Source organism: Nocardia aurantia, assembly GCF_009604425.1.
GTDB lineage: Bacteria > Actinomycetota > Actinomycetes > Mycobacteriales > Mycobacteriaceae > Nocardia > Nocardia aurantia.
Map to the genome: position 1 here is coordinate 211,048 of NZ_WEGI01000014.1, position 23,747 is coordinate 234,794.

A 23,747-nucleotide genomic window follows, 5' to 3' on the forward strand; every position below is an offset into this window, starting at 1 on the left:
CGCCCCGGCCCGGATACACCACACTCACGATCCCCGCCGCCGAGCGGACCGTCACCTGCCCGGACATCCACCCACCGTAGAACGGCCGAGCCGGGCCGGTCAATCGCGTTGACCGTCAGCCACCCACGAGCTCGTAGGCGCAGAACATCAAGCCGTCGCCGACTTTTCGCATATCGACCAGGTGCAGCGGCTGCTGGTCGCCGGTCTCGTCGAAGATCCGCCGACCGGATCCCACCACGACCGGGAAAATCATCAGCCGCAGTTCGTCGGCCAGCCGCTGTTCCAGCAGTACCCGCACCAGACGGTAGCTGCCGTAGACCAGGATGTCCCCGTCCACCGTCCGCTTCAGCTCCGAAACCTCCTTCGCCACATCGCCTTCGAGAATCGTGGCGTTGCTCCACCGCGGATCCTCGAGGGTCGACGACACGACGTATTTGGGGAGGCTGCGCACCCGATCCGCCCACTCGGGGCTCACGCGGACATCCGCGCCCAGCATCCGGGACGCGAACCACTCACTGCTGCGGGCGCCCAGCAGCAGCGCCTCGGCACCCAGCACTTCCGCCGTCTCGCGGGCGACCCAGGCTTCGAGGTCCTTGCCCGTCACGAACCGGTGGAACCAGCCGCCCCGCTCGAAACCTTCCTCGCCGTCCGGGTCCTGGACCACTCCATCGAGCGTGACGTTCGAACTGATGACGATTCTTCCCATTTCCGTGCTCCTTCGAGGACGCTGTCGGCTGTCATCGGTACGGACGCCGCGGCGCCGGCGAAGGGGGCTCTATGCGAGCGCCCCGTTCGCACCTCGGCCGACGTCCATACGGTGTGGAACCAGACACGAGAAGTGAGGTGGCCGGAATGGACCTGATGTCGAGGGCACGGGCCGGCGACGGCGAGGCGTTCCGGGCGCTGACCGAGCCGCACCGTCGCGAGCTACAGGTGCACTGTTACCGGATGCTCGGATCGTTCCAGGATGCCGAGGACGCCCTCCAGGACACCATGCTCGCCGCCTGGCGTGGTCTCGACCGGTTCGACGGGCGCGCGACCCTGCGCACCTGGCTCTACCGCATCGCGACCAACCGGTGCCTCGACGCGTTGCGCTCGGCTCGCCGGCGACCGGCCCGGCAGTGGGACGTCCCGGGAACGGAACCCCCGGAACCCACCGGGCTCGGCGAAATCCATTGGCTGGAACCGTATCCCGACGCCCTGCTGGACGATGCGTTCGGTGTGCCGCTCGGTCCGGAAGCCCGGTACGAGCAAACCGAATCGATTTCCCTGGCCTTCGTGACCGCCTTGCAGGTCCTGCCGCCCCGCCAGCTCGCCGTCCTCATCCTGCGCGACGTCCTCGGATTCCGCGCGCACGAAGTAGCCCAGATGTTGGACACCACCGTCGAATCGGTCAAGAGCGCCCTGAAGCGCGCACGTGCCGGAATGCGGCGCCGGCTGCCGGTGCCCCGAGAGCAGCCGCCCGCCCGCGACTCAGCCGCCGAGGAGGAGATCGTGGCGAAGTTCGTCAGCGCGTACGAATCCGCCGACATCGACGCGTTGGTGGCTCTGTTCACCGACGACGTCTTCATGTCGATGCCGCCGATACCGCTGGAATACCGAGGCCGGGACAGCGTCGCCCGCTTCTGCGCCTTCCTCTTCGCCTCGGGACGACGATCCGAACTGGCGCCGACGCGCGCCAACGGTCAACCGGCACTGGAGGTTTACCGGCCCACCCCGGCCGGTCGCCGCGGAGCCGGCCTCTTCGTCCTCACCCTCGCCGGCGGCCGGATCAGCGCGCTGACCCGATTCGACGAGACCGTGCTCGGATTCGGCCTGCCGCAATCTCTCCCGGGCGCACCGGCCCCGGCTTCGGCCACCGGCGCCGAAGATTCGACCCAGGAGGTCGCGCGATGCGGAAGGTGATCGAGTACGTTCTGATCTCGGCGGACGGCGTCTTCGAGGACCCGGTGGGCATGGGAGTCGGCAGATACCAGAACGAGGCGTATCTCCGGGACGGCTTGGGCCTGCTGATGGCGTGCGACGCGATCCTGTTCGGCCGCCGCACCTACGAAGCGTTCGCCGAACTCTACGGCGCCGGTGGGGCGCACAAGCCGATGTGGGCCGGCCGGCTGACCGCGATGCCGAAGTATGTGTTCAGTTCGACCTTGCGACAGGGGGATTGGGGCGATCCGACCGTCGTCCGGGGCGATGTCGTCGCCGAGGTGGCTCGGCTGAAGCAGCAGGACGGAGGAAATCTGCTGGTCATGGGCCACGGCCTGCTGGGGGAGACCTTGCTGCGCGCCGGGCTGCTCGACGTGCTCGACCTCGCCGTCCACCCTGTTCTGGCCGGGACCGGAAAGCAGTTCTTCCGACCGGGGCAGCACGCCGACCTGAGCCTCACGGCCGTGAAAACCTTCTCCGAGATCGTCAAACTGACCTACGAGACAACCGATCCCGCGAGGCGGCCGCACGATTCGCCTTGAGACCCGCAGCGCCGCCGCACCGTCCCCGGCCCGCGACTCCTCCGCTACTGTGGCCGGCCCGGCCAGGGCGGCTGGTATCCGGCGGGCGGCGGCGCACCCGGTGCTGGATAGGGTTGCGGCGCTCCGTAATTCGGCGGCACGCCCGGCGCGGGCCAGGGCGGTGGGGCGGGGGCGGTCTCCGGGGGTGCGGCGGGCAGTGCCAGCAGCACGATGGCGACGGCCGCGGCGATGGTCGCCGGAATGAACAGCCAGAACCCGTCGTGCGAGAAGGGTTCGTATTCGGAGAACTGGAGGCTGCCGATCACGCCGTTGATCGCGCGCAGGAAGATCGCGCCGGCGGCGGCGCCCGCGAGCGCGCGCCCGGCCGGGACGGCGGGCCGGGTCAGCACCAGGATCGCGCCGACCACGCCGACCACCGCGCAGAGTACGTCCGGGACCAGGTACCAGTCGGCGTGATGACTGTCGGCGATTTCCCAGATCGACTGCGCGACAAAGCACAACAGCGCCAGGCCGACCATGACGACGCCCAGCACCGGCCAGGGTGCCCCGGACCTCGCACCGTGGCCCGGCGCCGGATATCCCGGCGCCGGTGGCCACGGCTGCCCCGGATACTGCTGCGGCCCCGGCGGATACGGGTTGACCATCGGCACGACTCCTCGCTACGGCGGATGTCTCCGATGGTAGGGGCTCAGGGGAGCGACGGCCCGTCGATGTCGTGGGCGGTCGGATGCTTCGGCTCGTACAGGCCGATCTCGCCGGCGCCCGGAACCCGCAGACTGGTCAGCAGGCCCCAGCGCTGATCGGTGACCTCCGAGGTGAATTCGACGCCCTTCGCGGTCAACTCGGCCATGGTGGCGGACAGGTCGTCGCACATCAGGTACAGCTCCAGCCGGCCGCTACCGGATCCGTCGGCCGGGTGCACGGCCAATTCGGCCGGTGGTGACCGGAAGATGAGCCAGTCGTGCCCGGCGTCGACGTACGGCAGTCCGAGGACGTCACGGAAGAAGTCGCGCGCGGCCCCGGGGTCGGCCGCGTACACGATGGTGTGAGCACCGTTGATCATGTGCCGAAGCTATCAGGTGATCAGGGCTTCTTCGCCACGGCGCAATAGATCAGGTGCTCCCAGACGGTCATCTCCCGTTCCGCGGGACCGATCTTGTCGATGCCCTCGGGGCTCGGCTCGGGTCGCCACCGTGAACAGGGCACGAGGCCGGGCTCGAGCAGTTCCAGATCGCCGAACAGCGCCGCCAGTTCGGCGTCCGAACGCCAGCGGCCGCGACCGAAACTGGCCTGCAATTTCTCCTCGGCGGCCGCGGTTTCCTCGTTGTGCCCGGTGCGGAAGTGGGAGATGTAGAAGTAGCTGCCGGACGGCACCCGATCCGCCCACCAGCGCACCAGGCCCGCCGGATCCTCGTCGTCGTTGAGGTGGTGCAGGATCGCGCTGAAGACGACCGCCACCGGTTCACCGAAGTCGATGAGCCGCTGCACATCCGGGTGATCGTAGATCTCCTGCGGCTGCCGCAGATCGGCGTGGATGACGGTGGTGCGGTCGTCGGTCGCCAGCAGGGCGTGGCCGTGCGCGAGTACGATCGGGTCGTTGTCCACATACACCACCCGAGCGTCGGGCGAATTGCGTTGCGCCACTTGATGCACATTGTCGGCGGTGGGCAATCCGCTGCCGATGTCGAGGAACTGCCGGACCCCCGCGCGGGCGATGTTGCCGACCGCGCGGATCAGCGCCTGCCGATTGGCGTACGCGATGCCCACCGAACCGGGCAGGTCCTTGATGAAGAAGTCCCCGACCTGCCGATCGACGGCATAGTTGTCCTTGCCGCCGAGCAGATAGTCGTAGACGCGGGCAATGCTCGGCTTCGACTGATCGATCTGCGCCGCGCTGTCGGGCATGGGAACCAACCCCTGTATTCGAAGATCTCGTTGTGTGTTCAATCCTAGGAGCATCGGACATGCGGGGTATCGGGTTTGCTCATGGCGGCAAACCGCCAGCGGTGGCCGGTGTTCCGGATCCGCCGATGAGTTCCGGCCGCGCACCGCGTCGATGCTGGTGAGTACGTTTCGATCGATTCCGGAGGATCCGATGACCCCGACCGTCAACACCGCCACCCTCGCCGTCCCGGACGGGACGCTCTACTACGAATTGCGCGGCAGCGGACCGCTGATCGCACTGGTCGGCTCGCCCATGCACACCGCCCCCTTCGCGCCGGTGGCCGACGCGCTCGCCGCCGACCACACGGTACTGACCACCGATCCCCGCGGCCATTTCGGCAGCGTGCTGACCGATCCGGGCAGTGATTCCACGCCCGAACTGCGCGCCGACGACCTGGCCCGGTTGCTGCGGCACGTCGACACCGGTCCCGCAACGGTTTTCGGTTCCTCCGGCGGCGCCATCACCACTCTGGCTCTGCTGCAGGCGAATCCGGAGCTGGTGCGCACCGCGATCGCCCACGAGCCGCCGCTGTCGGAACTGCTGCCCGACCGGGTCGAGCAGCGGGCGGCCCGCGAGGACATCGTCGCCACCTACGTCGCGGGCGACGTGGTCGGCGCGATCCGGAAGTTCTTCACCTTCGCGGACATCCACATGCCGGAACCGGTGTTCCAGGAGATGTTCGGCGGTGAGCGCGACGCGGCGGCCATCGCCAACGACGACTACTTCTACCTGCACGAACTGCGCGGCACCGCCGGCTGGCAGCCCGACCTCGACGCGCTACGCGCCGCCCCGACCCGCCTGCTGCTCGGCATCGGCGAGACATCCGCCGGCACGTTCTGCGACCGCGCGACCCGCGCGCTCGGCGCCGAACTGTCGATCGAGCCGGAGCTGTTCCCCGGTGGTCACGGCGGTTTCACCGAGGACCCGGTGAAATTCGCCGACCGCCTGCGCGAACTGACGGCCTGACGCGCACCGCCGTCGCGTACGGCTCGGGCCTACAGCGGTTCGCCCTCGTGCGCGTCCCGGACCGGCCGTGACGGCCGGTCCGGGACGCACCGCGTGAGATCGTCGCGGCCGAACACCGGGCGGCCGCAGATCCTCGTCAGCACCGTCCGTTGCCGATCGGTCAATTCGTTGGAGAATACGACTGCCGCCGCGTTCGTCCGGGCACACGCCTCCGCGATCTCGTGCACCTTGCCCGCGCTCATCAGCGTCCTGGACGAATACGGTTCGGACATCGCGGCCACGCCACCGGGGGCGCTTCCCTTCTTGCCCCCCGAGACTCCGCGTCGCTGAACGAAACTCGCGACGACCCGGCCGCCGAGGCGGCACACCTCGGCCTCGATGTCGGCGATCACCGTCGACCGATCCGTGCGCTTGGCCGAGAACAGCCCTGCCACAATGACATCGGCGCCGGCGATGACCTTCCGCGGGTCCGGCCGCACGACCTCCGGCCCGGATCGCCGGTTGTCGCCACCTCGGCGACCGGTCCGCCTCGGCAAGATCAGGCGAGCCGGATGTCCGCGGTGGCCAGGCCGAAGATCTTGCGGCCCGCGGACTTCGCGACGATGACGACGACCGCGGACCCGGTCTCGGGGTCCACCGATTTGATCCGGCCGGCGAACTCGATGATCCCCGCGTCCGCGGCCTCGACCACCGTGTAATTCGACAGCCGCACCCCGTAACGCGTGATCGCCCCCGGATCACCGAGCCAGTCGGTGACGAACCCGGCGCCCAGGCCCATGGTGAGCATGCCGTGCGCGATGACATCCGGGAGGCCCGCGAGCCCGGCGATCCGGTCGTGCCAGTGGATCGGGTTCGCGTCACCGGAGACGCCGGCGTAGTTCACCAGATCGCCCCGCGTCAGCCGCACGGTGCGCGGGGGCAGTTCGTCGCCGGCCGCGATCTCCTCGAATCGGCGCGCGGTGCGCGGGATGCGGGTCCGGGTGACCGCCGAGAAGCGGGAACCGGTCGGCGGCGCCACCGTCACCGACCCGGCCGTGTTCCGCGTCGACAGGTCGACGTCGTGCATGATCACGCCCTCGAGCGCCTCGGAGATCCCCGTGCCGACCTCGTCGGCGGTGATGCCTACGACGGTCGTGTGCATGACCTGCACGATGTCGCCGTCCGGGCCGAGGAAGGTGTTGGTGATCGTGATGAGATCCTTGCCCGCGATGCGGCGGACCGAGGAGAGTTCGACATGGCTGGTCAACCGGTCCCCGGCAAGTACCGGCCGGTACATCTCGAAGACCTGATCGGTCTGCACGAACACGTCGTATCCGCTCATGACGCTCTCGAGCAGCCGCCGGTTGGCCAGCATGGCGACAGCGGACAGGAAGGTGGTCGGCGCGAGCAGCCCGGAATAGCCGAGGCCGGCGGCGGCCGCCTCGTCCCGGTGGGCCGGCGCGGCGTCCTGCACGGCTCGCGCGTACTCGCGGATCTTCTCCCGGCCGACCTCGTAATAGTCGTCGGCACGGTAACCGTGCCCCACCAGATCGGCCACGTTCACCGCTGCCACCACCGGGCTGCTCCTCGCTACATCATGTTCCGACACTCGCCCCCACGGTATCCGCCGACCCTGGCGGCGGCTATGCGGCATCCACGGCCCGCGCCCGCTCAGCCGACGATCCGTTCGAATTCGTCTCGCCCGGAATGCAATTCCCACGCGGCGTCGGCGAGCCGGGCCGGATCCAGCGGCTCCGGCAGCAGGGCCGGATCCCAGTTCCGCTGGACGAACGCAGCCGATTCGCTGCCGCCGACCATGCCCGCGACCTGGACCAGTCCCGCGTGAACGCCGGTGCCCGTGAGGGATACGTGCAGTGCGTGCAGATAGGCGCGGGCCGCGGTGGCGATCGTCGCGACATTGCCCATCTGCGGTATCGGCATCGCCGTGGTGGGCAGTCCGAACAGGATGGTGCCGCGCTCGCGCGCGAGCATGCCCGGCAGCACCCGCCCGATGATCTCGATCGGGGTCCGCAGCAACATGTTCAGCGGGAATTCGAGCGAATCCACTGTGGTGGCACGGATATCCACCTGCCGGGACAGCCATTCCGGTCCGGCGGGAGCGTATTCGAGCACATCGATGTCCCCGAACCGGTCGGTGACGGCGCTGAGCAGTACGGGCAGGGCCGCGCGATCGGCGAGGTCGGCGGGGAATCCGGCGGCCTCGATGCCGGCGGCGGCCAATTCCGCGATCAGCGGATCGAGTTTCGCGGCAGTACGGGCCACGAGCGCGACCCGGTACCCCTCCCGACCGAATCGGTGCGCGACGGATCGGCCGAAACCGGGTCCGGCGCCGAGGACGGCGATGGTTCGAGACATCGGATGACACCTTCCGAATTAACATGACGGTCTCGTCAACTTACGATCGGCAGGCTACCGATATCATGACGGCATCGTCAACTTGTAGAATCGGCCGATGCCTCCCGCCGAATCCCGCGTGCTGCGCAGTGATGCCCGCCGCAACCGCGAACTGCTGCTGCGCGCCGCCCGCGAGATGTTCGCCGAGCACGGCGTCGACGTCGCGATGGCCGATATCGCGCGGCACGCCGGTGTCAGCAACGGCACCCTCTACAACCGGTTCCCGACCCGGCAGAACCTGATCGACGCGGTCTTCCTCGACCGGCTGGAGACGCTGGCGACGCTCGCGGAAGCGGCGGCGGCCGAACCGGATCCGTGGCAGGGCGTCGTCGCCTACGTCACCGGTATGTGCGCCTTGCAGGCGCAGGATCGGGGCTTCAACGAGGTGGCGGCGCGGGGACTGCGCTCCGGCGCGGCGCAGGCGCTACAGCTGCGCGGGGCGACCGCGCTCGAGGACCTGTTCGCGCGCGCCAAGTCCGCCGGTGAGCTGCGGCCCGATCTCACCCTCGGCGATCTCGCCTTCGTGGTGTGGGGCATCTCCCGGACCGTGGAGATGACCCGGGAAACCGCACCGCACGCCTGGCGCCGGCATCTCGCGCTGTACCTGGACGGGATGCGCGCGGCCGGCGCGCGGCCGCTCCCGGACCGGGCCCCCGGGGCGCACGATTCCTGAACAGCAGTGTGCCCCGGGCGAATTCCGCCCGGGGCACATGTTGCGAACTCGCACTCAGCGCACGAACACCGCCGACTTGTCGGCCAGATCCAGCAGCGGCTGCGGCACGATGCCGAGGACCAGGGTGGCGAGCGCGGTCACGGCGATCACGAGTGTCGAGACCACCGGGGTCACCACCACCGCGGCGTCGGCCGGGGGGTCGGTGAAGAACATCAGCACGATCACCCGGATGTAGAAGAACGCCGCGATCGCACTGCAGATCACACCGACGATCACCAGGGCCGGCACGCCACCGGCGGAGGCGGCCGAGAACACCGCGAACTTGCTGACGAAGCCACTGGTCAGTGGGATGCCCGCGAAGGAGAGCAGGAACAGCGCGAAGGTCGTTGCCAGCCATGGGGAGCGGCGGCCCAGGCCGGCCCAGGCGGACAGCGCCGTCGCCTCCTCGCCGCCGCGCTCGCGCACGAGCGTGACCACCGCGAACGCCCCGACCGTGCTCACACCGTAAGCGGCGAGATAGAACAGCGCGGCGGACGCGGGCCGCGAGAACGTGCCACCGGCCCCGTCGTTGTCGATTCCGGCGAGCGCGGTCAGGATGAAACCGGCATGGGCCACAGAGGAATACGCCAGCATCCGCTTCACATCGGTCTGGGTGACGGCCATGATCGCGCCGACCGCCATCGTCGCGATCGACACCGCCGCCACGATCGGCCGCCAGTCGTCGCGCAGGCCCGGCACCGCGATCTGCAACACGCGCAGCAACGCGCCGACCGCGGCGATCTTCGTGCCCGCGGCCATGAATCCCGTGATCGACGTCGGCGCACCCTGATACACGTCGGGGACCCACGCCTGGAACGGCACCGCGCCGATCTTGAACAGCAGTCCGACCGCCAGCATCGCGACGCCGAGCACGGCCAGGGTCTTCGAATTCGGGTCCCGCGCCAGCGCATCCGCGATTCCGGCGAACCGCACGGTACCGGCGTAGCCGTAGAGCAGGGCCATCCCGTAGAGGAAGAACGCCGACGAGAAGGCGCCCAGCAGAAAGTATTTCAGCGCCGACTCCTGCGACTGCAACCGTTGCCGGCGGGCCAGCCCGCACATCAGGTACAGCGGCAGCGACAGCACCTCGAGCGCCACGAACATGGTCAGCAGATCGTTCGACGCCGGGAACAGCAGCAGCCCGCCGACGGCGAACATCGCCAGCGGGAACACCTCGGTGGTGGCGAAACCCGCTCGCTCCGCGGCCAGTTCGTCGCTGCTGCCCGGCACGGCCGCCGCCTGCGGGGTGAACCCGTCGAGGACGAGCGCGCCCCCGGGGGTCGCCGCGGCCCGGCTCCAGGCGCCGGGACCGTCCCGCCGCACCCGGGCCAGGGCCGGCGCCACACCGCGTTCGGCGATCAGCAGCAGGCTCAGCGCCGCCACCACGAGGATGGTGCCCTGCAGGAACAGTGTCACCCCGTCGATCGCGACCGCGTCGGCCATCACGGTGGTGCGGGTGCCGGCCAGGCCGACCACCGCGCCGAAAGCGACTGCCAGCCCGGCCAATCCGAGCACCAGGTGCAGTGGGTAGCGCCACGAGCGCGGCAGGAACGCCTCCACCAGCACCCCGGCGACGGCGACCCCGAACACGATGAGCATCGGTGACAAATCCCGATATCGGATCGACGGCGCCGGGATCGCCGCGGCGAGAAGCTGACTGGTCATCGCGTACCTCCGTGGGTCGGCGCGGCCTCCGGCTGGGGCACGGCCGGCGCCGGATCGTGGGCCCCGATCGTGGTGAGCGTCGACGCCACCGCCGGATTGATCCGATCGAGCACCGGTTTCGGATAGGCGCCGAGCACCAGCAGCGCCGCGAGCAGCGGCACCACCACGACCAGTTCCCGGGGCAGCAGATCCCGCAACTTCTCGTTGCCGTCCCGCACCGGCCCGGTCATCAGGCGCTGATACAGCCACAGCACGTACAGCGCGGCCAGCACCAGCGCGCTGGTCGCGCAGATCGCCGCCACCGGATATCGGGTGAAAGTGCCCGCCAGCACCAGGAATTCACTGACGAACGGCGCCAGCCCCGGCAGCGACAACGTGGCCAGGCCCGCGATCAGGAAGGTGCCGGCCAGGACGGGCGCCACCTTCTGTACCCCGCCGAACGCCTCGATCGCGCGAGTTCCCCGGCGCGACACCAGGAATCCCGCGATCAGGAACAGCGCGGCGGTCGAGATGCCGTGATTGACCATGTACAGCGCGGCCCCCGCGCCGGCCTGATTCGTCATGGCGAAGATGCCCAGGATGATGAAGCCGAAATGCGAGATGGACGTGTAGGCGATCAGCCGCATCACGTCGGTCTGCCCGATCGCCAGCAGCGCGCCGTAGACGATGCCGATCACCGCGAGCACGCTCACCAGCGGCGCGTAGGTGTGGGTCGCGGACGGGAACAGCAGCAGGCAGTACCGCAACATGCCGAAGGTGCCGACCTTGTCCACCACGGCCATCATCAGCACCGCGCCGGCCGGGGTCGCCGACACCGCCGCATCCGGCAGCCAGGTGTGCAGCGGCCACAGCGGCGCCTTCACCGCGAACGCGAACATGCAGCCGAGGAACAGCGCGTTCAGCACCGCCGGACCGGCGCCGAGCTGCCCGGAATTGGCCGCGGCCACCACCGTCCGGAAATCGAAGGTGCCCGCGCCGCCGAGGTGCTGCCGCGCGGTGAGCACGTACAGCCCGATCACCGCGGCCAGCATGATCAGTCCGCCGAACAGGTTGTACAGCAGGAACTTCACCGCCGCGCGGGCCCGTTGCTGCCGGACCGCGACGTTGTCCCCGCGCGGCCCGAAGCCGCCGATGAGGAAGTACATCGGGATCAGCATGACCTCGAAGAACACGTAGAACAGCAGGATGTCCAGCGAGGTGAACGAGATCAGCACCATCGACTCGACCAGCAGCATCAGCGCCACGTAGACCTGGGTGACCCGGGCGCCGCCGCCGGCCGCGCCGCCGATGTCGTCGTTCCAGCCGGCCAAGAGCAGCAACGGCATGAGGCCCGCGGTCAGCAACACCAGCACCAGCGCGATACCGTCGACGCCGAGGGTGTACCCGGCCCCGAAAGCCGGTATCCAGCGGTGTGATTCGACCAGTTGGTACTGCGGCCCGCCCGGTTCGAAGCGCACGGCGACCACGATCCCGATCGCCAGCGCGGCGAGCGCGAACACCAGACCGGTCCAGCGCGCCACCCCCCGCAAGCGTCCCGGCAGCGCGGCGACCACGATCGCCCCGGCCAGCGGCAGCACCCACAGCGTCGTGAGCCACGGAAACTCGTTCACAGCAACCTCACCGCGAGCAGGGCGGCGACCACCAGGGTCGCGCCGGTCAACATGGACAGGGCGTAGGAGCGGACGAATCCCGTTTGCACCCGCCGGATTCGGGCCGACAGGCCGCCGATGACGGCGGCTGTGGTGTTCACCAGGCCGTCGATGCCGCGGGTGTCGACGAACACCAGCGACCGGGTCAGATGCTGTCCGGGCCGCATGAACACGGCCTCGTTGACGGCATCGCCGTACAGGTCCCGCCGTGCGGCGACGGTGAGGGCCGAGACCGTCTCGGGCGCCGTGACCGGTACCTCGCGGCGGCCGTACTGCCGGTAGGCGACCGCCACACCGGCCACCACCACGGCCAGCGCCAGGGTCGTCACCACCCAGGAGGGCAGGCTCCCCTCCGAATGATGTTCGCCGACAATCGGTTCCAGCCAGTTCACCAGGGACGAGCCGTAGACCAGCAGGCCGCCGGAACAGACCGAGCCGATCGCGAGCAGGATCATCGGGCCGGTCATGCTCAGCGGCGCCTCGTGCGGATGCGGCTCTGCCACGGTGCCGTCGGTCGACGCCGCCCAGCGGCGTGGCCCGAAGAAGGTCAGCAGCATCACCCGGGTCATGTAGAACGCGGTGATCCCCGCGCCGAGCAGCGCCGCCACGCCGAGGGTGGTCCCGGCCGGGCCGCCGTAGCCGAACGCCGCCTCGATGATCCGGTCCTTGGAGAAGAACCCCGCGAACGGCGGCACCCCGATGATGGCGAGATAGCCGAGTCCGAAGGTGGCGAAGGTGATCGGCATGACCTTGCGCAGGCCGCCGTAGCGGCGCATATCGGTCTCGTCGTGCATCGCGTGCATCACCGAACCCGCGCCGAGGAACAGCCCGGCCTTGAAGAAGCCGTGCGTGAGCAGGTGCATGATCGCCACCGCGTACCCGGCCGGTCCCAGCCCGGCGGCCAGCACCATGTAGCCGATCTGGCTCATCGTGGAGGCCGCGAGCGCCTTCTTGATGTCGTCCTTCGCGCAGCCGATGATCGCGCCGAACAGCAGGGTGACCGCGCCGACCACCAGCACCCCGGCCCGGGCCCCCGGCGCGAGGTCGAAGATCGGGCTCGACCGCGTGATGAGGTACACGCCGGCGGTGACCATCGTGGCCGCGTGGATGAGCGCCGACACCGGCGTCGGGCCCTCCATCGCGTCCCCGAGCCAGGACTGCAACGGCACCTGCGCCGACTTACCGCACGCGCCGAGCAGCAACAGCAGCCCGATCGCGGTCAGCGTGCCCTGCCCCGCGTGCGGCGCGGCCGCGAACACCGTGCCGTAGTCGACCGATCCGAAGGTGGCGAACATGACGAACAGCGCGATCGCCAGGCCCATGTCACCCACCCGGTTGACCACGAACGCCTTCTTCGCGGCCGCCGCCGCGGACGGCTTGCGCGACCAGAACCCGATCAGCAGGTACGAGGCCAGGCCCACCCCCTCCCAGCCCAGGTACAGCACCAGGAAGTTGTCGGCGAGCACCAGCACCAGCATCGCGGCCAGGAACAGGTTCAGATAGCCGAAGAACCGCCGCCGACCGGCAACCGTGTAGTCGTCGTGCTCGGCACGGGGCTTCATGTACCCGACCGAGTACAGATGGATCAGCGACCCGACCCCGGTGATCAGCAGCACGAAGCACATCGACAACTGATCCAGTTGCAGCGCGAAGTCCGCGTGCAGCCCGGCGACCGGCACCCAGCTGAAGAAGTGGTGGTAGACGGGCCGGTCGGCGGCCTCCCGGCCGAGCATCCCGGCGAAGGCCCAGACGCCGACCCCGAACGACGCGAGCGCCGCCAGGCAGCCCAGCCAGTGACCCCACCGGTCGGTGAACCGCCCGGCGAGCAACAGGATCACCGCGCCGGCCAGCGGGAGGGCCGGCAGCAACCAGAGTTGATCCGCGGTACCCATGTCAGTACTTCAGCAGGTTGGCGTCGTCGACCGAGGTCGAGCGGCGGGCGCGGAAGATGGTCATGATGATCGCCAGCCCGACCACGACCTCGGCGGCGGCGACGACCATCGTGAAGAAGGCGAACACCTGGCCGTCCAGGTTGTGGTGTTCCCGAGCGAAGGTGACGAACGCCAGATTCACCGCGTTCAGCATCAGTTCGATGCACATGAACACCACGATCGCGTTGCGCCGCACCAGAACACCGGCGGCGCCGATGGTGAACAACAGTGCGGACAGATACAGGTAGTTGTCCGGATTCACCGTGAGCCTTCCTCGTCCGGGGCTGGAGGGGTACCGACACCGACGACCGCGGCCTCGGTATGAGCGCGATTCTTGCGCTGGCGCAGAATGGAACTGACCGACAGTTCCGCGAACGAGCCGTCGGGCAGGCGGGCCGGCGAGTCGACCGCGTTGTGCCGCGCGTACACGCCGGGCGTCGGCAGCGGGGTGACCCGATGTCCTTCGCGGAAGCGGCGTTTCGACAGTTCCCGCTGATCGGTGCGCGGGCCGAAGCGTTCCCGGTGGGCGAGCACCATCGCGCCGATGGTGGCGGTGATCAGCAGCGCGCCGGTCAGCTCGAAGGCCCAGACATACTGCACGAAGAGCAGTTCCGCGAGCGCGCCGATGGGATCGGCGGTGAAACCGGGCCCGGTCCGCGCCACCGAATCGTCGCGCACACCACGGGAGATCGCCGACATCAGCAGCAGGCCGAAACCCAGACTGACCAGCAGCACCGCGATCCGGTGCCCGCGCAACGTCTCTCGCAGCGATTCCGCCGAGTCGACGCCGACGAGCATCAGCACGAACAGGAACAGCATCATGACCGCGCCGGTGTACACGACGATCTGCACGATGCCGAGGAACAGCGCGTCCTCGGCGATGTAGAACACCGACAGCGAGATCATGGTGCCGGCCAGGCACAGCGCGGAATGCACGGCCTTGCGGGACCACACCATGCCGAGCGCCCCGCACACCGCGACCACCGCGAGCACCCAGAACAGCACGGCCTCGCCGCCGGAGGTCCGCTCCACCGCCTCCGCCACGAACGTGGTCATCGCACACCCCCACCGGCCGGCGCCGGATCCGATTCGGGCTCAGCCGATTCCGCGCCCGCCACCCTGCCGAGGTAATAGTCGGCCTCGGTCGTCCCCGGCTGCATCGCGTGCGGCGGCGCCGTCATCCCGGACCCGAGCGGCGCGAGCAGCCGGTCCTTCTCGTAGATGAGGTCGCCGCGGTTGTCGTCGGCCATTTCGTATTCGTTGGTCATGGTGAGCGCGCGGGTCGGGCAGGCCTCGATACACAGGCCGCAGCCGATGCAGCGCAGGTAGTTGATCTGGTAGATCTGGCCGTACCGTTCGCCGGGGGAGAATCGCTCGCTCTCGGTGTTGTCGGCGCCCTCGACGAAGATCGCGTCGGCGGGGCAGGCCCACGCGCACAGCTCGCAGCCGATGCACTTCTCCAGCCCGTCGGGATGCCGATTGAGCTGGTGCCGGCCGTGATAGCGCGGCGCGGTCGGCGTCTTCACCTCGGGATAGAACTCGGTGTTGGGCTTCTTGAACATCGTCGCCGCGGTGACGGCGAATCCGGCCAGCGGGTCCAGCAGACCCGATTTCTCCGGCTGCGACCCCGGATTCTCCGGCATCGGCGGCACCGGATAGATCGGAACCTGTTCGGCGGCAGCCGGTTCGGAGTCCGCGATCGGGCCGCGCGCCTTGCCCGCCCGCACCACCACCGCGATCAGCAGCAGCGAGACGACGATCCCGGCGCCGACCAGGCCCGCGGTCTGCACGTGATACCCGTTGTCCTGCAACACCTTCAACGTGGCCACGATCATCGCCCAGAGCAGCGAGACCGGAATCAGCAGCTTCCAGCCCAGGTTCATGAACTGGTCGTAACGCAACCGCGGCAGCGTGCCGCGCAGCCAGATGAACACGAACAGGAAGATCCAGATCTTCGCCGTGATCCACAGCAGCGGCCACCAGCCGGAATTGGCGCCGTGCCATAGGCTGATCGGGAACGGCGCGTGCCAGCCGCCGAAGAACATCGTGCTGGCCAGCGCCGACACCGTACCCATGTTGATGTACTCGGCCATCATGAACATCGCGAACTTCAGCGACGAGTACTCGGTGTGGAAACCGCCGACCAGTTCGCCCTCGGCCTCGGGCAGATCGAAGGGCGCGCGGTTGGTCTCGCCGACCATCGCCACCGCGTAGATCAGGAACGACGGCAGCAGCAGGAAGACATTCCAGGTGCCCCACTGCTTCTCGACGATGCCCGAGGTGGACATGGTGCCCGACAACAGGAACACCGCGGCGAAACAGGCCGCCATCGCGATCTCGTAGGAGATCACCTGCGCGGTGGACCGCAGCCCGCCCAGCAGCGGGTAGGTCGAGCCGGAGGCCCAGCCCGCCAGCACGATCCCGTAGACGCCGATCGAGGCCATCGCGAGGATGTAGAGCACCGCCACCGGCATGTCCGTCAGTTGCAGCGCGGTGTGGGTGCCGAACACCGACACCTCCGGGCCCAGCGGGATCACCGCGAACGCCATCACCGCCGGGATCAGCGCGATGACCGGGGCCAGCACGAAGATCGGCTTGTCGACGATCGCCGGGACGATGTCCTCCTTGAGGAGCATCTTCACGCCGTCGGCGAGGGATTGCAGGGTGCCGCGCGGCCCGACCCGGTTGGGGCCCACCCGCATCTGCATGTAGGCGACGACCTTGCGCTCGATCAGCACCGCCAGCAACGGGATCAGCAGCAGGTACACGAATACGGCGATCGACTTCCCGACCACCAGCCACCACGGATCGTGGCCGAAGATCTCATTCACCGTCGTCCTCCCGTCGAATGCTCACCAGATGTCCGGGGGCGGCGGCGAGTTGCCGATACACCACCGACCCGGGGGAATTCAGCGGCAGCCAGACCACCCGGTCCGGCATCCCGGTGACCGCCAGTGGCAGCACGACCGCGCCGTGCTCGGTGCTGACCCGCACCGAATCGCCTGCGGCGGCGCCGATTTCGGTGGCCGTCGCGGGCGACAGCCGGACGACCGCCGGACGGGCGGTACCGGCCAGTCCGGGTTCACCGTCCTGCATGCGGCCGCGGTCGAGCAGCATTCGCCAGCCCGCCAGCACCGCCGAGCCCGCGGCCGGCTGCGCCACCGGGTGCGGCGGCCGCGCCGGCAGCGCCGGTGACGGGCCGTCCCAGACCCCGAGTTCGGCGAGTTCGGCTCGCGCGGAAGCGATATCGGGCAGGCCGAGATCCGTGCCGAGTTCGGCGGCGAGGGCGTGCAGCACCCGATGATCGGCCAGCGGCGCCGCCGCCCGCCGGACGGTCGCGTCGCCGAGGGCGGCGGCGAACGGTCGTGGGCGGCCCTCCCAGGTGAGGAAGGTGCCGTCCTTCTCCATCGCCGAGGCCACCGGCAGCACCACATCGGCGCGGTCGGTCAGTTCGGTGCGCCGCAACTCGAGGCTGACGACGAAGCGGGCGCTGTCGAAGGCGGCCGAGGCGGCTCGCGAGTCGGGCAGATCGTCCACCTCCACGCCGCCGATCACCAGCGCGCCGAGATGTGCCGCGGCGGCGAGGATCGCGGCGGTGTCCCGACCGGGTGTCACCGGCAGATCGTCGATGTTCCAGACCGTCTTCACCTGGTGCCGGGCCCGCGGGTCGGCCAGCGGCCGCCCGCCGGGCAGCAGATCCGGCAGCGCACCGGCCTCGACCGCGCCGCGTTCACCCGCGCGCCGTGGCACCCAGGCCAGGGCGGCCCCCGTCTCGTCGGCGAGCCGGGCCACCGCCGACAGCGCACCCGGGAAACCGGCGAGCCGCTCACCGGCGAGGATCACCGCGCCCGGTTCCCGCAGCCGGCGGGACAGCTCCGAGGTGGGGTCGGTGCGCAGCGACTCCAGTTGCGCGGCCTCGCCGCCGGGCACGGTGGCGAGCAGGCGCCCGGACAGATTCCGCAGGCCGCGGGTTTCGAACGGGGCCAGCGCGTAGATCGGCAGCCCGCGCTTGCGGGCCGCTTTGCGCAGCCGGAGATGCACGATCGGCGACTCCTCCTCCGGCTCGAAACCGGCCAGCAGCACCACCGGAGCGGTCTCCAGATCGGCGTATTCGACCGGGGTGCCCTGCCCGGCGACGCGGGCGGCGAGGAATTCCGCCTCCTCCGCCGAGTGCATCCGGGTGCGGAAGTCGATGTCGTTGGTGTGCAACGCCATTCGGGCGAATTTGGCGTAGGCGTAGGCGTCCTCGACGGTGGCCCGGCCGCCGACCAGCACCCCCGCGTTGCCGTGCGCGGCGGCGAGGCCCTCCGCGGCCCGGGCCAGCGCCTCCGGCCAGGAGGCCGGCGCCAGGTTGCCGTCCCAGTCCCGGATCAGCGGGGTGGTCAGCCGATCGGGCTCGGTGGCGTAGGCGAACGCCCACCGGCCCTTGTCGCAGTTCCATTCCTCGTTGACCGCCGGGTCGTCTCCGGCCAAGCGGCGCAACACCTTTCCGCGGCGATGGTCGGTGCGCTGGGCGCAGCCGGAGGCGCAGTGCTCGCAGACCGCCGGGCTGGACACCAGGTCGAACGGCCGCGCCCGGAACCGGTAGGTGCTGCCGGTCAGCGCGCCGACCGGGCAGATCTGCACGGTGTTGCCGGAGAAGTACGAGTCGAACGTCTCGCCGCCGGAGCCGTTTCCCGAATCGGTGGCCAGCCCCATCGAGGCGGGGATGCCGACCTGTTGCAGCGCACCGCGATCCATCATCTCGATGGACGGATCGCCCGCGATCTGGTCGGCGAAACGGGTGCAGCGGGCGCACAGTACGCAGCGCTCCCGGTCCAGCAGCACCGCCGTCGACAGCGGAATCGGTTTGGGGTAGGTGCGTTTCACGCCCTCGAACCGGGATTCGCCGCGGCCGGAGGACATCGCCTGGTTCTGCAACGGGCATTCGCCGCCCTTGTCGCAGACGGGGCAGTCCAGCGGATGGTTGATCAGCAGCAGCTCCATCACACCCTCCTGCGCCTTCGCGGCGACGGGCGAGCCGAGCTGGGTGTGCGCCACCATCCCGTCGGAGACGGCGATCGTGCAGGACGCCACCGGCTTCCGCTGACCCTCCACCTCGACGATGCACTGCCGGCAGGCGCCGACCGGGTCGAGCAGCGGATGGTCGCAGAAGCGCGGGATCTGGACGCCGATCAGTTCGGCGGCCCGGATCAGCAGGGTGCCCGGCGGCACGCTGACGGTGGTGCCGTCGATGGTCACGCTCACCATCTCGGCGGGGGTCACCCCGCCGCCGGCGCTGGTGCTCACGGTCGCGGTCATCCGGCGATCCCTTCGGTCGTGGCGGCGGATTCCGTTGCGGCGCCGCCGTTCCCGGCCCAGACCGTGGACCTGGCCGGGTCGAACGGGCAGTGGCCGAGGCGGACGTGTTCGAGGTACTCCCCGCGGAAGTACTTCAGGGAGGAGAAGATCGGGCTCGCCGCACCGTCGCCGAGCGCGCAGAACGACTTTCCGTTGATGTTGTCGGCGATGTCGGTGAGCGTGTCCAGATCGGCCTCGGTGCCCGTGCCGGCCTCCAGCCGTTCCAGCAGCTGGACCAGCCAGTAGGTGCCCTCCCGGCAGGGTGTGCACTTGCCGCAGGACTCGTGCGCGTAGAACTCGGTCCAGCGCAACACCGCGCGCACGACACAGGTGGTGTCGTCGAAGATCTGCAACGCCTTGGTGCCGAGCATCGAGCCGTGCGCGGCCACGTTCTCGTAATCCAGTGGCACGTCGAGATGTTCGGCGGTGAAGATCGGCGTCGACGAACCGCCCGGGGTCCAGAACTTCAGCGTGTGCCCGGCCCGGACCTCACCGGCGTGGGAGAGCAACTCGCGCAACGTGATTCCCAGCGGAGCCTCGTACTGGCCGGGCCGGGTGACGTGCCCGGACAGCGAGTAGAGGGTGAATCCGGGCGACTTCTCGGTGCCGAAGGACCGGAACCACTCCACGCCCTCGGCGAGGATCGAGGGCACGCTGGCGATGGACTCGACGTTGTTGACCACCGTCGGGCAGGCGTAGAGACCCGCGACGGCCGGGAACGGCGGCCGCAGCCGGGGCTGGCCGCGGCGGCCCTCCAGCGAATCCAGCAGCGCCGTCTCCTCGCCGCAGATGTAGGCGCCGGCGCCGGCGTGCACGATCAGCTCCAGATCGAAGCCGGAGCCCAGGATGTCGCGCCCCAGGAAACCCGCGGCGTAGGCCTCCCGGACCGCGGTCTGCAACCGGCGCAGCACCGGCACCACCTCGCCGCGCACATAGATGAACGCGTGAGACGCGCGGATGGCGTAGGCGGCGATGATCACCCCCTCGATCAGGGCGTGCGGGGTGGCGAGCATCAGTGGCATGTCCTTGCAGGTGCCCGGCTCCGACTCGTCGGCGTTGACGACCAGGTAGTGCGGCTTGTCGTCGCCCTGCGGGATGAAGCCCCATTTCATGCCGGTCGGGAAGCCCGCGCCGCCGCGGCCGCGCAGCCCGGCGTCCTTGACCAGGGCGATGACCTCGTCCGGGCCCATCCGCAGCGCCTTCGGCAGCCCGCGATAACCCTCCTGGCGCCGATACGCCGCGAGCGTCCACGGCTGCGGCTCGGCCCAGTGCCGGCTGAGGACCGGGGTGAGCGTCATCGCGGGCCGTCCTGATCGGCGGCGGCCGCCAGACCGGCCACGGCGGCCGGGCCGACGGGGCCGTCGTTGGCGCCGGGACGCTCGTCCGGGAAGCCGGCCAGGATGCGTTCGGTCTCCCGGAAGGTGCACAGCGGGGCGCCGCTGCGGGACCCGGTCACCGGCCGGCCCGCGCGCAGCGCGTCGACGAGTTCCGTTGCGCTGTCCGGGGTCTGGTTGTCGAAGAACTCCCAGTTGACCATCACCACGGGTGCGGTGTCGCAGGCCGCGTTGCATTCGATGTGCTCGAGCGAGATCGCGCCGTCGTCGGTGGTCGCGCCGTGCCCGATGCCCAGATGTCGTTGCAGCGTCGCGTAGATCTCGTCGCCGCCGAGCACCGCGCACAGTGTGTTCGTGCACACGCCGACGTGGTAGGTGCCGGTCGGGGTGCGCCGGTACATGCTGTAGAAGGTGGCGACCGCGGTGACCTCCGCGTCCGTGAGCCCCAATCTCTCTGCGCAGAACCGGATTCCGGCGCCGGTGACACAGCCGTCCTCGGCCTGCACCAGATGCAGCAGCGGCAGCAGCGCCGAGCGCGGTTGCGGGTAGCAGTCGACGATCTGCTTCGCGTCCAGTTCGAGCCGGTCGCGGACCTCCTTCGGATACGGTGTCGTCCGGGGGGTCAACTCCACGAAGATCTCGGATTTCATCGATTCGCTCCGCTCGGATGTCATCGGTCGACACCGCCCATCACCGGGTCGATACTGGCCACGGCCGCGATCACGTCGGCGACCATGCCGCCCTCGCACATCGCCGCCACCGCTTGCAGATTCGTGAACGAGGGGTCGCGGTAGTGCACCCGGTACGGGCGGGTGCCGCCGTCGGACACCATGTGCACGCCCAGCTCGCCGCGCGGCGACTCCACCGCCGCGTACACCTGGCCCGCCGGCACCCGCATCCCCTCGGTGACCAGCTTGAAATGATGGATCAGCGCCTCCATCGAGGTGCCCATGATGCGCCCGATGTGCGCGGGGGAGTTGCCGAGGCCGTCCGGGCCCAGTCGCAGATCGGCGGGCCAGCCGATCTTCTTGTCGTCCACCATGATCGGGCCCGGCCGCAGCTTGTCCAGGCACTGTTCGACGATGCGCAGCGACTGCTTCATCTCCTCCACCCGGATCCAGTAGCGGCCGTAGCAGTCGCATCCGGTGTCGGTGATCACGTCGAACTCGTAATCCTGGTACCCGCAATAGGGCTGGGACTTGCGCAGATCGTGCGGCAGACCCGTGGACCGCAGCACCGGCCCGGTGATGCCCAGCGCGATGCAGCCGGTCAGGTCGAGGTAGCCGACGCCACGGGTGCGGGCCTTGAAGATCGGATTCTCGTTGAGCAGCAGCTCCAGATCGTGCAGCCGTTTCGGCATGAGCTGCAACAGATCCCGGATCTCGGTGACCGCGTTGTCGGGCAGATCCTGGGCGATGCCGCCGGGCCGGATGAAGGCGTGGTTCATCCGCAGGCCGGTGATGGTCTCGAAGACGTCGAGTATCAGTTCCCGTTCCCGGAAGCCGAACAGCATGGGCGTCAGCGCGCCGAGCTCCATGCCGCCGGTGGCCAGCGCCACCAGATGGGAGGAGATGCGGTTCAATTCCATCAGCAGCACGCGGATCACGGTGGCGCGCTCGGGAATCGCGTCGGTGATGTCGAGCAGCCGCTCCACCGCGAGGCAGTACGCCGTCTCGTTGAAGAACGGGGACAGGTAGTCCATCCGGGTCACGAAGGTGACACCCTGCACCCAGTTGCGGAATTCGAGATTCTTCTCGATGCCGGTGTGCAGATAGCCGATACCGCACCGGGCCTCGGTGACGGTCTCGCCCTCGATCTCCAGGATCAACCGCAGCACCCCGTGGGTCGACGGATGCTGCGGGCCCATGTTGACGACGATGCGTTCCTCGGCGACCCCGTCGAGGGACTGCCGCACGTCGTCCCAGTCCTGGCCGACGACGGTCACGGTGCGCTCCGGCGTCGCCGGCGCGGGGGCGCCCTCGGCGCCCCGGGTATCGATGTCGCTCATCAGCTGTACGCCCTCCGCTGGTCGGGCGGCGGGATGCGCGCGCCCTTGTACTCGACCGGGATCCCGCCGAGCGGATAGTCCTTGCGCTGGGGATGGCCTCGCCAGTCGTCGGGCATCGTGATCCGGGTCAGCGAGGGGTGGCCGTCGAACAGGATGCCGAAGAAGTCGTAGGTCTCCCGCTCGTGCCAGTCGTTCGTCGGATACACCGAATACAGCGAGGGGATCCGGGGATCGGCGTCCGGCGCCGACACCTCGAGCCGGACCCGCCGATTGTGGGTGACCGACAGCAGGTGGTACACGGCGTGCAGTTCGCGGCCGGTCTCCTCCGGATAGTGCGCGCCGCTGACGCCGAGGCACAGCTCGAATCGCAGCGCCTCGTCGTCGCGCAGCGCCTGCGCGACGACCGGCAGCCGCTCCCGCCGCACGTGCAGCGTCAGCTCGTCGCGGAACACCACGACCTTCTCGATAGAGAGCGCGAAAACCTTGTCGGACAACGACTTCCGCAGCAGATCGACGAGCTCGTCGAAGTATCCGCCGTACGGTGGCTCGGTGCCGCCGGGCAGGCCGACCGAGCGGACCAGCCGGCCGTACCCGGAGGTGTCGCCGCTGCCGCTGACGCCGAACATGCCGTGCCGCAGCCCGATCACCTCCTCGCCGGAGCCGGCGGTCGGGGCGGCGGCCGCGTTCGCGTCGGGGGCCGGATCCGGCGCCGCGGCCGCGCCGGTATCGGATCCGCCGGTCTGGCCGGGAGTGTCGAACGTCATCGCAGCAGACCTCCCATCCGGATGGTCGGCGTGGAGGCGAGCGCGGCCTCCTCGGCGGCCCGGACGGCCTCCGCGCGATCGACGCCGAGCGGCATCTGCTGAATCTTCTCGTGCAGCTTCAGGATCGCGTGCAGCAGCATCTCCGGCCGCGGCGGGCAGCCGGGCAGATAGATGTCGACCGGCACCACGTGGTCGACGCCCTGCACGATCGCGTAGTTGTTGAACATGCCGCCCGAGGAGGCGCAGACCCCCATGGCCAGAACCCATTTGGGCTCGGTCATCTGGTCGTACACCTGGCGCAGCACCGGCGCCATCTTCTGGCTCACCCGGCCCGCGACGATCATCAGATCGGCCTGCCGCGGCGAGGCGCGGAACGCCTCCATCCCGAATCTGGCCAGGTCGTACCGCCCGGCCCCGGTGGCCATCATCTCGATCGCACAGCACGCCAGCCCGAACGTCGCGGGCCACAGCGAGCCCTTGCGCAGATAACCGGCGAACTGTTCGACCGTGCTCAGTAGGAAACCGCTGGGCAGTTTCTCCTCGAGACCCATGCCGAACACCCACTTCCTGTAGT

The 23,747-nt window shown here is 69.5% G+C and carries 23 protein-coding genes; 4 read left to right on the plus strand and 19 right to left on the minus strand.

Annotated elements, in window-relative coordinates; genetic code table 11:
* Nucleotides 1-115: 115 nt before the first annotated feature.
* Nucleotides 116-706, minus strand: a complete 591-nt coding sequence (locus NRB56_RS30765; RefSeq protein ID WP_153347825.1) for a dihydrofolate reductase family protein — start codon at nucleotides 704-706, stop codon at nucleotides 116-118.
* Between the two features lie 137 nt (nucleotides 707-843).
* On the opposite strand from NRB56_RS30765, the gene NRB56_RS30770 reads away from it, so the two are divergent.
* Both NRB56_RS30770 and NRB56_RS30775 read left to right on the plus strand, forming a co-directional pair.
* Nucleotides 844-1,905: a sigma-70 family RNA polymerase sigma factor gene (locus NRB56_RS30770; RefSeq protein WP_319943777.1), complete on the plus strand. Its 1,062-nt coding sequence runs from the start codon at nucleotides 844-846 to the stop codon at nucleotides 1,903-1,905.
* On the plus strand, nucleotides 1,893-2,465 hold the full coding sequence (locus tag NRB56_RS30775) for a dihydrofolate reductase family protein (RefSeq protein WP_153347826.1): 573 nt from the start codon (nucleotides 1,893-1,895) through the stop codon (nucleotides 2,463-2,465). Before NRB56_RS30770 ends, NRB56_RS30775 begins: the two co-directional genes overlap by 13 nt.
* A gap of 44 nt (nucleotides 2,466-2,509) precedes the next feature.
* On the opposite strand, the gene NRB56_RS39855 is transcribed toward NRB56_RS30775, so the two are convergent.
* From NRB56_RS39855 to NRB56_RS30790, 3 genes are read right to left on the minus strand one after another with little or no spacing between them, the layout of a single operon-like run.
* Nucleotides 2,510-3,109 (minus strand): hypothetical protein, encoded by a 600-nt coding sequence (locus tag NRB56_RS39855; RefSeq protein ID WP_194291050.1) that lies wholly within the window; start codon nucleotides 3,107-3,109, stop codon nucleotides 2,510-2,512.
* A gap of 44 nt (nucleotides 3,110-3,153) precedes the next feature.
* Nucleotides 3,154-3,528: a VOC family protein gene (locus NRB56_RS30785; RefSeq protein ID WP_153347827.1), complete on the minus strand. Its 375-nt coding sequence runs from the start codon at nucleotides 3,526-3,528 to the stop codon at nucleotides 3,154-3,156.
* Between the two features lie 20 nt (nucleotides 3,529-3,548).
* Nucleotides 3,549-4,370: an SAM-dependent methyltransferase gene (locus NRB56_RS30790; RefSeq protein ID WP_153347828.1), complete on the minus strand. Its 822-nt coding sequence runs from the start codon at nucleotides 4,368-4,370 to the stop codon at nucleotides 3,549-3,551.
* A gap of 190 nt (nucleotides 4,371-4,560) precedes the next feature.
* On the opposite strand from NRB56_RS30790, the gene NRB56_RS30795 reads away from it, so the two are divergent.
* Nucleotides 4,561-5,376, plus strand: a complete 816-nt coding sequence (locus tag NRB56_RS30795) for an alpha/beta fold hydrolase (protein ID WP_153347829.1) — start codon at nucleotides 4,561-4,563, stop codon at nucleotides 5,374-5,376.
* A gap of 29 nt (nucleotides 5,377-5,405) precedes the next feature.
* Here NRB56_RS30795 and NRB56_RS30800 read toward each other — a convergent pair whose 3' ends face one another.
* From NRB56_RS30800 to NRB56_RS30810, 3 genes are all read right to left on the minus strand, one after another.
* Nucleotides 5,406-5,810, minus strand: coding sequence for an HflX-like GTP-binding protein (locus NRB56_RS30800; protein ID WP_319943778.1), 405 nt, complete (start codon nucleotides 5,808-5,810; stop codon nucleotides 5,406-5,408).
* Nucleotides 5,811-5,914: 104 nt separating this feature from the next.
* Nucleotides 5,915-6,931: a fused (3R)-hydroxyacyl-ACP dehydratase subunits HadA/HadB gene (locus NRB56_RS30805; RefSeq protein WP_319943779.1), complete on the minus strand. Its 1,017-nt coding sequence runs from the start codon at nucleotides 6,929-6,931 to the stop codon at nucleotides 5,915-5,917.
* Nucleotides 6,932-7,026: 95 nt separating this feature from the next.
* Complete coding sequence (locus tag NRB56_RS30810) at nucleotides 7,027-7,731, minus strand: SDR family NAD(P)-dependent oxidoreductase (protein ID WP_153347831.1); 705 nt, start codon at nucleotides 7,729-7,731, stop codon at nucleotides 7,027-7,029.
* A 97-nt stretch (nucleotides 7,732-7,828) separates the two neighbouring features.
* Here NRB56_RS30810 and NRB56_RS30815 point away from each other — a divergent pair, with 97 nt between their 5' ends.
* Nucleotides 7,829-8,443 carry a TetR/AcrR family transcriptional regulator gene (locus NRB56_RS30815; RefSeq protein ID WP_153347832.1) on the plus strand — a complete coding sequence of 205 codons (615 nt, stop codon included), beginning with the start codon at nucleotides 7,829-7,831 and terminating at the stop codon, nucleotides 8,441-8,443.
* A gap of 54 nt (nucleotides 8,444-8,497) precedes the next feature.
* On the opposite strand, the gene nuoN is transcribed toward NRB56_RS30815, so the two are convergent.
* The 12 genes from nuoN to NRB56_RS30875 are packed head-to-tail and all read right to left on the minus strand — an operon-like array spanning nucleotide 8,498 to nucleotide 23,724.
* The gene (nuoN, locus tag NRB56_RS30820; protein WP_153347833.1) at nucleotides 8,498-10,147 is read right to left on the minus strand and encodes an NADH-quinone oxidoreductase subunit NuoN; all 1,650 of its coding nucleotides are present in this window, start codon (nucleotides 10,145-10,147) and stop codon (nucleotides 8,498-8,500) included.
* The gene (locus tag NRB56_RS30825) at nucleotides 10,144-11,757 is read right to left on the minus strand and encodes an NADH-quinone oxidoreductase subunit M (RefSeq protein ID WP_319943780.1); all 1,614 of its coding nucleotides are present in this window, start codon (nucleotides 11,755-11,757) and stop codon (nucleotides 10,144-10,146) included. Before NRB56_RS30825 ends, nuoN begins: the two co-directional genes overlap by 4 nt.
* A complete protein-coding gene (nuoL, locus tag NRB56_RS30830; protein WP_153347834.1) occupies nucleotides 11,754-13,688 on the minus strand; it encodes an NADH-quinone oxidoreductase subunit L in 1,935 nt (644 codons plus the stop codon). The genes NRB56_RS30825 and nuoL overlap by 4 nt, the downstream gene beginning before the upstream one ends.
* Nucleotide 13,689: 1 nt before the next feature.
* Nucleotides 13,690-13,989 (minus strand): NADH-quinone oxidoreductase subunit NuoK, encoded by a 300-nt coding sequence (gene nuoK, locus NRB56_RS30835; RefSeq protein WP_019926335.1) that lies wholly within the window; start codon nucleotides 13,987-13,989, stop codon nucleotides 13,690-13,692.
* On the minus strand, nucleotides 13,986-14,783 hold the full coding sequence (locus NRB56_RS30840) for an NADH-quinone oxidoreductase subunit J (protein WP_153347835.1): 798 nt from the start codon (nucleotides 14,781-14,783) through the stop codon (nucleotides 13,986-13,988). The genes nuoK and NRB56_RS30840 overlap by 4 nt, the downstream gene beginning before the upstream one ends.
* Nucleotides 14,780-16,558: an NADH-quinone oxidoreductase subunit NuoH gene (gene nuoH, locus NRB56_RS40570; protein WP_406603549.1), complete on the minus strand. Its 1,779-nt coding sequence runs from the start codon at nucleotides 16,556-16,558 to the stop codon at nucleotides 14,780-14,782. The genes NRB56_RS30840 and nuoH overlap by 4 nt, the downstream gene beginning before the upstream one ends.
* On the minus strand, nucleotides 16,551-19,028 hold the full coding sequence (locus tag NRB56_RS30850; protein WP_153347836.1) for an NADH-quinone oxidoreductase subunit G: 2,478 nt from the start codon (nucleotides 19,026-19,028) through the stop codon (nucleotides 16,551-16,553). Before NRB56_RS30850 ends, nuoH begins: the two co-directional genes overlap by 8 nt.
* Nucleotides 19,025-20,365: an NADH-quinone oxidoreductase subunit NuoF gene (nuoF, locus tag NRB56_RS30855; RefSeq protein ID WP_153347837.1), complete on the minus strand. Its 1,341-nt coding sequence runs from the start codon at nucleotides 20,363-20,365 to the stop codon at nucleotides 19,025-19,027. Before nuoF ends, NRB56_RS30850 begins: the two co-directional genes overlap by 4 nt.
* Nucleotides 20,362-21,051 carry an NADH-quinone oxidoreductase subunit NuoE gene (nuoE, locus tag NRB56_RS30860; RefSeq protein ID WP_227838460.1) on the minus strand — a complete coding sequence of 230 codons (690 nt, stop codon included), beginning with the start codon at nucleotides 21,049-21,051 and terminating at the stop codon, nucleotides 20,362-20,364. Before nuoE ends, nuoF begins: the two co-directional genes overlap by 4 nt.
* 20 nt (nucleotides 21,052-21,071) lie before the next feature.
* A complete protein-coding gene (nuoD, locus tag NRB56_RS30865; RefSeq protein WP_153347839.1) occupies nucleotides 21,072-22,409 on the minus strand; it encodes an NADH dehydrogenase (quinone) subunit D in 1,338 nt (445 codons plus the stop codon).
* Nucleotides 22,409-23,173, minus strand: a complete 765-nt coding sequence (locus NRB56_RS30870; RefSeq protein ID WP_153347840.1) for an NADH-quinone oxidoreductase subunit C — start codon at nucleotides 23,171-23,173, stop codon at nucleotides 22,409-22,411. The genes nuoD and NRB56_RS30870 overlap by 1 nt, the downstream gene beginning before the upstream one ends.
* Nucleotides 23,170-23,724, minus strand: coding sequence for a NuoB/complex I 20 kDa subunit family protein (locus NRB56_RS30875; protein WP_153347841.1), 555 nt, complete (start codon nucleotides 23,722-23,724; stop codon nucleotides 23,170-23,172). The genes NRB56_RS30870 and NRB56_RS30875 overlap by 4 nt, the downstream gene beginning before the upstream one ends.
* Nucleotides 23,725-23,747 lie beyond the last annotated feature (23 nt).

Bases quoted from the DNA above. Each gene is read 5' to 3' on its own strand.
- NRB56_RS30765 (WP_153347825.1), bottom strand. From the start codon at position 706: ATGGGAAGAATCGTCATCAGTTCGAACGTCACGCTCGATGGAGTGGTC.
- NRB56_RS30775 (WP_153347826.1), top strand. From the start codon at position 1,893: ATGCGGAAGGTGATCGAGTACGTTCTGATCTCGGCGGACGGCGTCTTC.
- NRB56_RS39855 (WP_194291050.1), bottom strand. From the start codon at position 3,109: ATGGTCAACCCGTATCCGCCGGGGCCGCAGCAGTATCCGGGGCAGCCG.
- NRB56_RS30785 (WP_153347827.1), bottom strand. From the start codon at position 3,528: ATGATCAACGGTGCTCACACCATCGTGTACGCGGCCGACCCCGGGGCC.
- NRB56_RS30790 (WP_153347828.1), bottom strand. From the start codon at position 4,370: ATGCCCGACAGCGCGGCGCAGATCGATCAGTCGAAGCCGAGCATTGCC.
- NRB56_RS30795 (WP_153347829.1), top strand. From the start codon at position 4,561: ATGACCCCGACCGTCAACACCGCCACCCTCGCCGTCCCGGACGGGACG.
- NRB56_RS30810 (WP_153347831.1), bottom strand. From the start codon at position 7,731: ATGTCTCGAACCATCGCCGTCCTCGGCGCCGGACCCGGTTTCGGCCGA.
- NRB56_RS30815 (WP_153347832.1), top strand. From the start codon at position 7,829: ATGCCTCCCGCCGAATCCCGCGTGCTGCGCAGTGATGCCCGCCGCAAC.
- nuoN (WP_153347833.1), bottom strand. From the start codon at position 10,147: ATGACCAGTCAGCTTCTCGCCGCGGCGATCCCGGCGCCGTCGATCCGA.
- nuoL (WP_153347834.1), bottom strand. From the start codon at position 13,688: ATGGGTACCGCGGATCAACTCTGGTTGCTGCCGGCCCTCCCGCTGGCC.
- NRB56_RS30840 (WP_153347835.1), bottom strand. From the start codon at position 14,783: ATGACCACGTTCGTGGCGGAGGCGGTGGAGCGGACCTCCGGCGGCGAG.
- NRB56_RS30850 (WP_153347836.1), bottom strand. From the start codon at position 19,028: ATGACCGCGACCGTGAGCACCAGCGCCGGCGGCGGGGTGACCCCCGCC.
- nuoF (WP_153347837.1), bottom strand. From the start codon at position 20,365: ATGACGCTCACCCCGGTCCTCAGCCGGCACTGGGCCGAGCCGCAGCCG.
- nuoE (WP_227838460.1), bottom strand. From the start codon at position 21,051: ATGAAATCCGAGATCTTCGTGGAGTTGACCCCCCGGACGACACCGTAT.
- nuoD (WP_153347839.1), bottom strand. From the start codon at position 22,409: ATGAGCGACATCGATACCCGGGGCGCCGAGGGCGCCCCCGCGCCGGCG.
- NRB56_RS30870 (WP_153347840.1), bottom strand. From the start codon at position 23,173: ATGACGTTCGACACTCCCGGCCAGACCGGCGGATCCGATACCGGCGCG.
- NRB56_RS30875 (WP_153347841.1), bottom strand. From the start codon at position 23,724: ATGGGTCTCGAGGAGAAACTGCCCAGCGGTTTCCTACTGAGCACGGTC.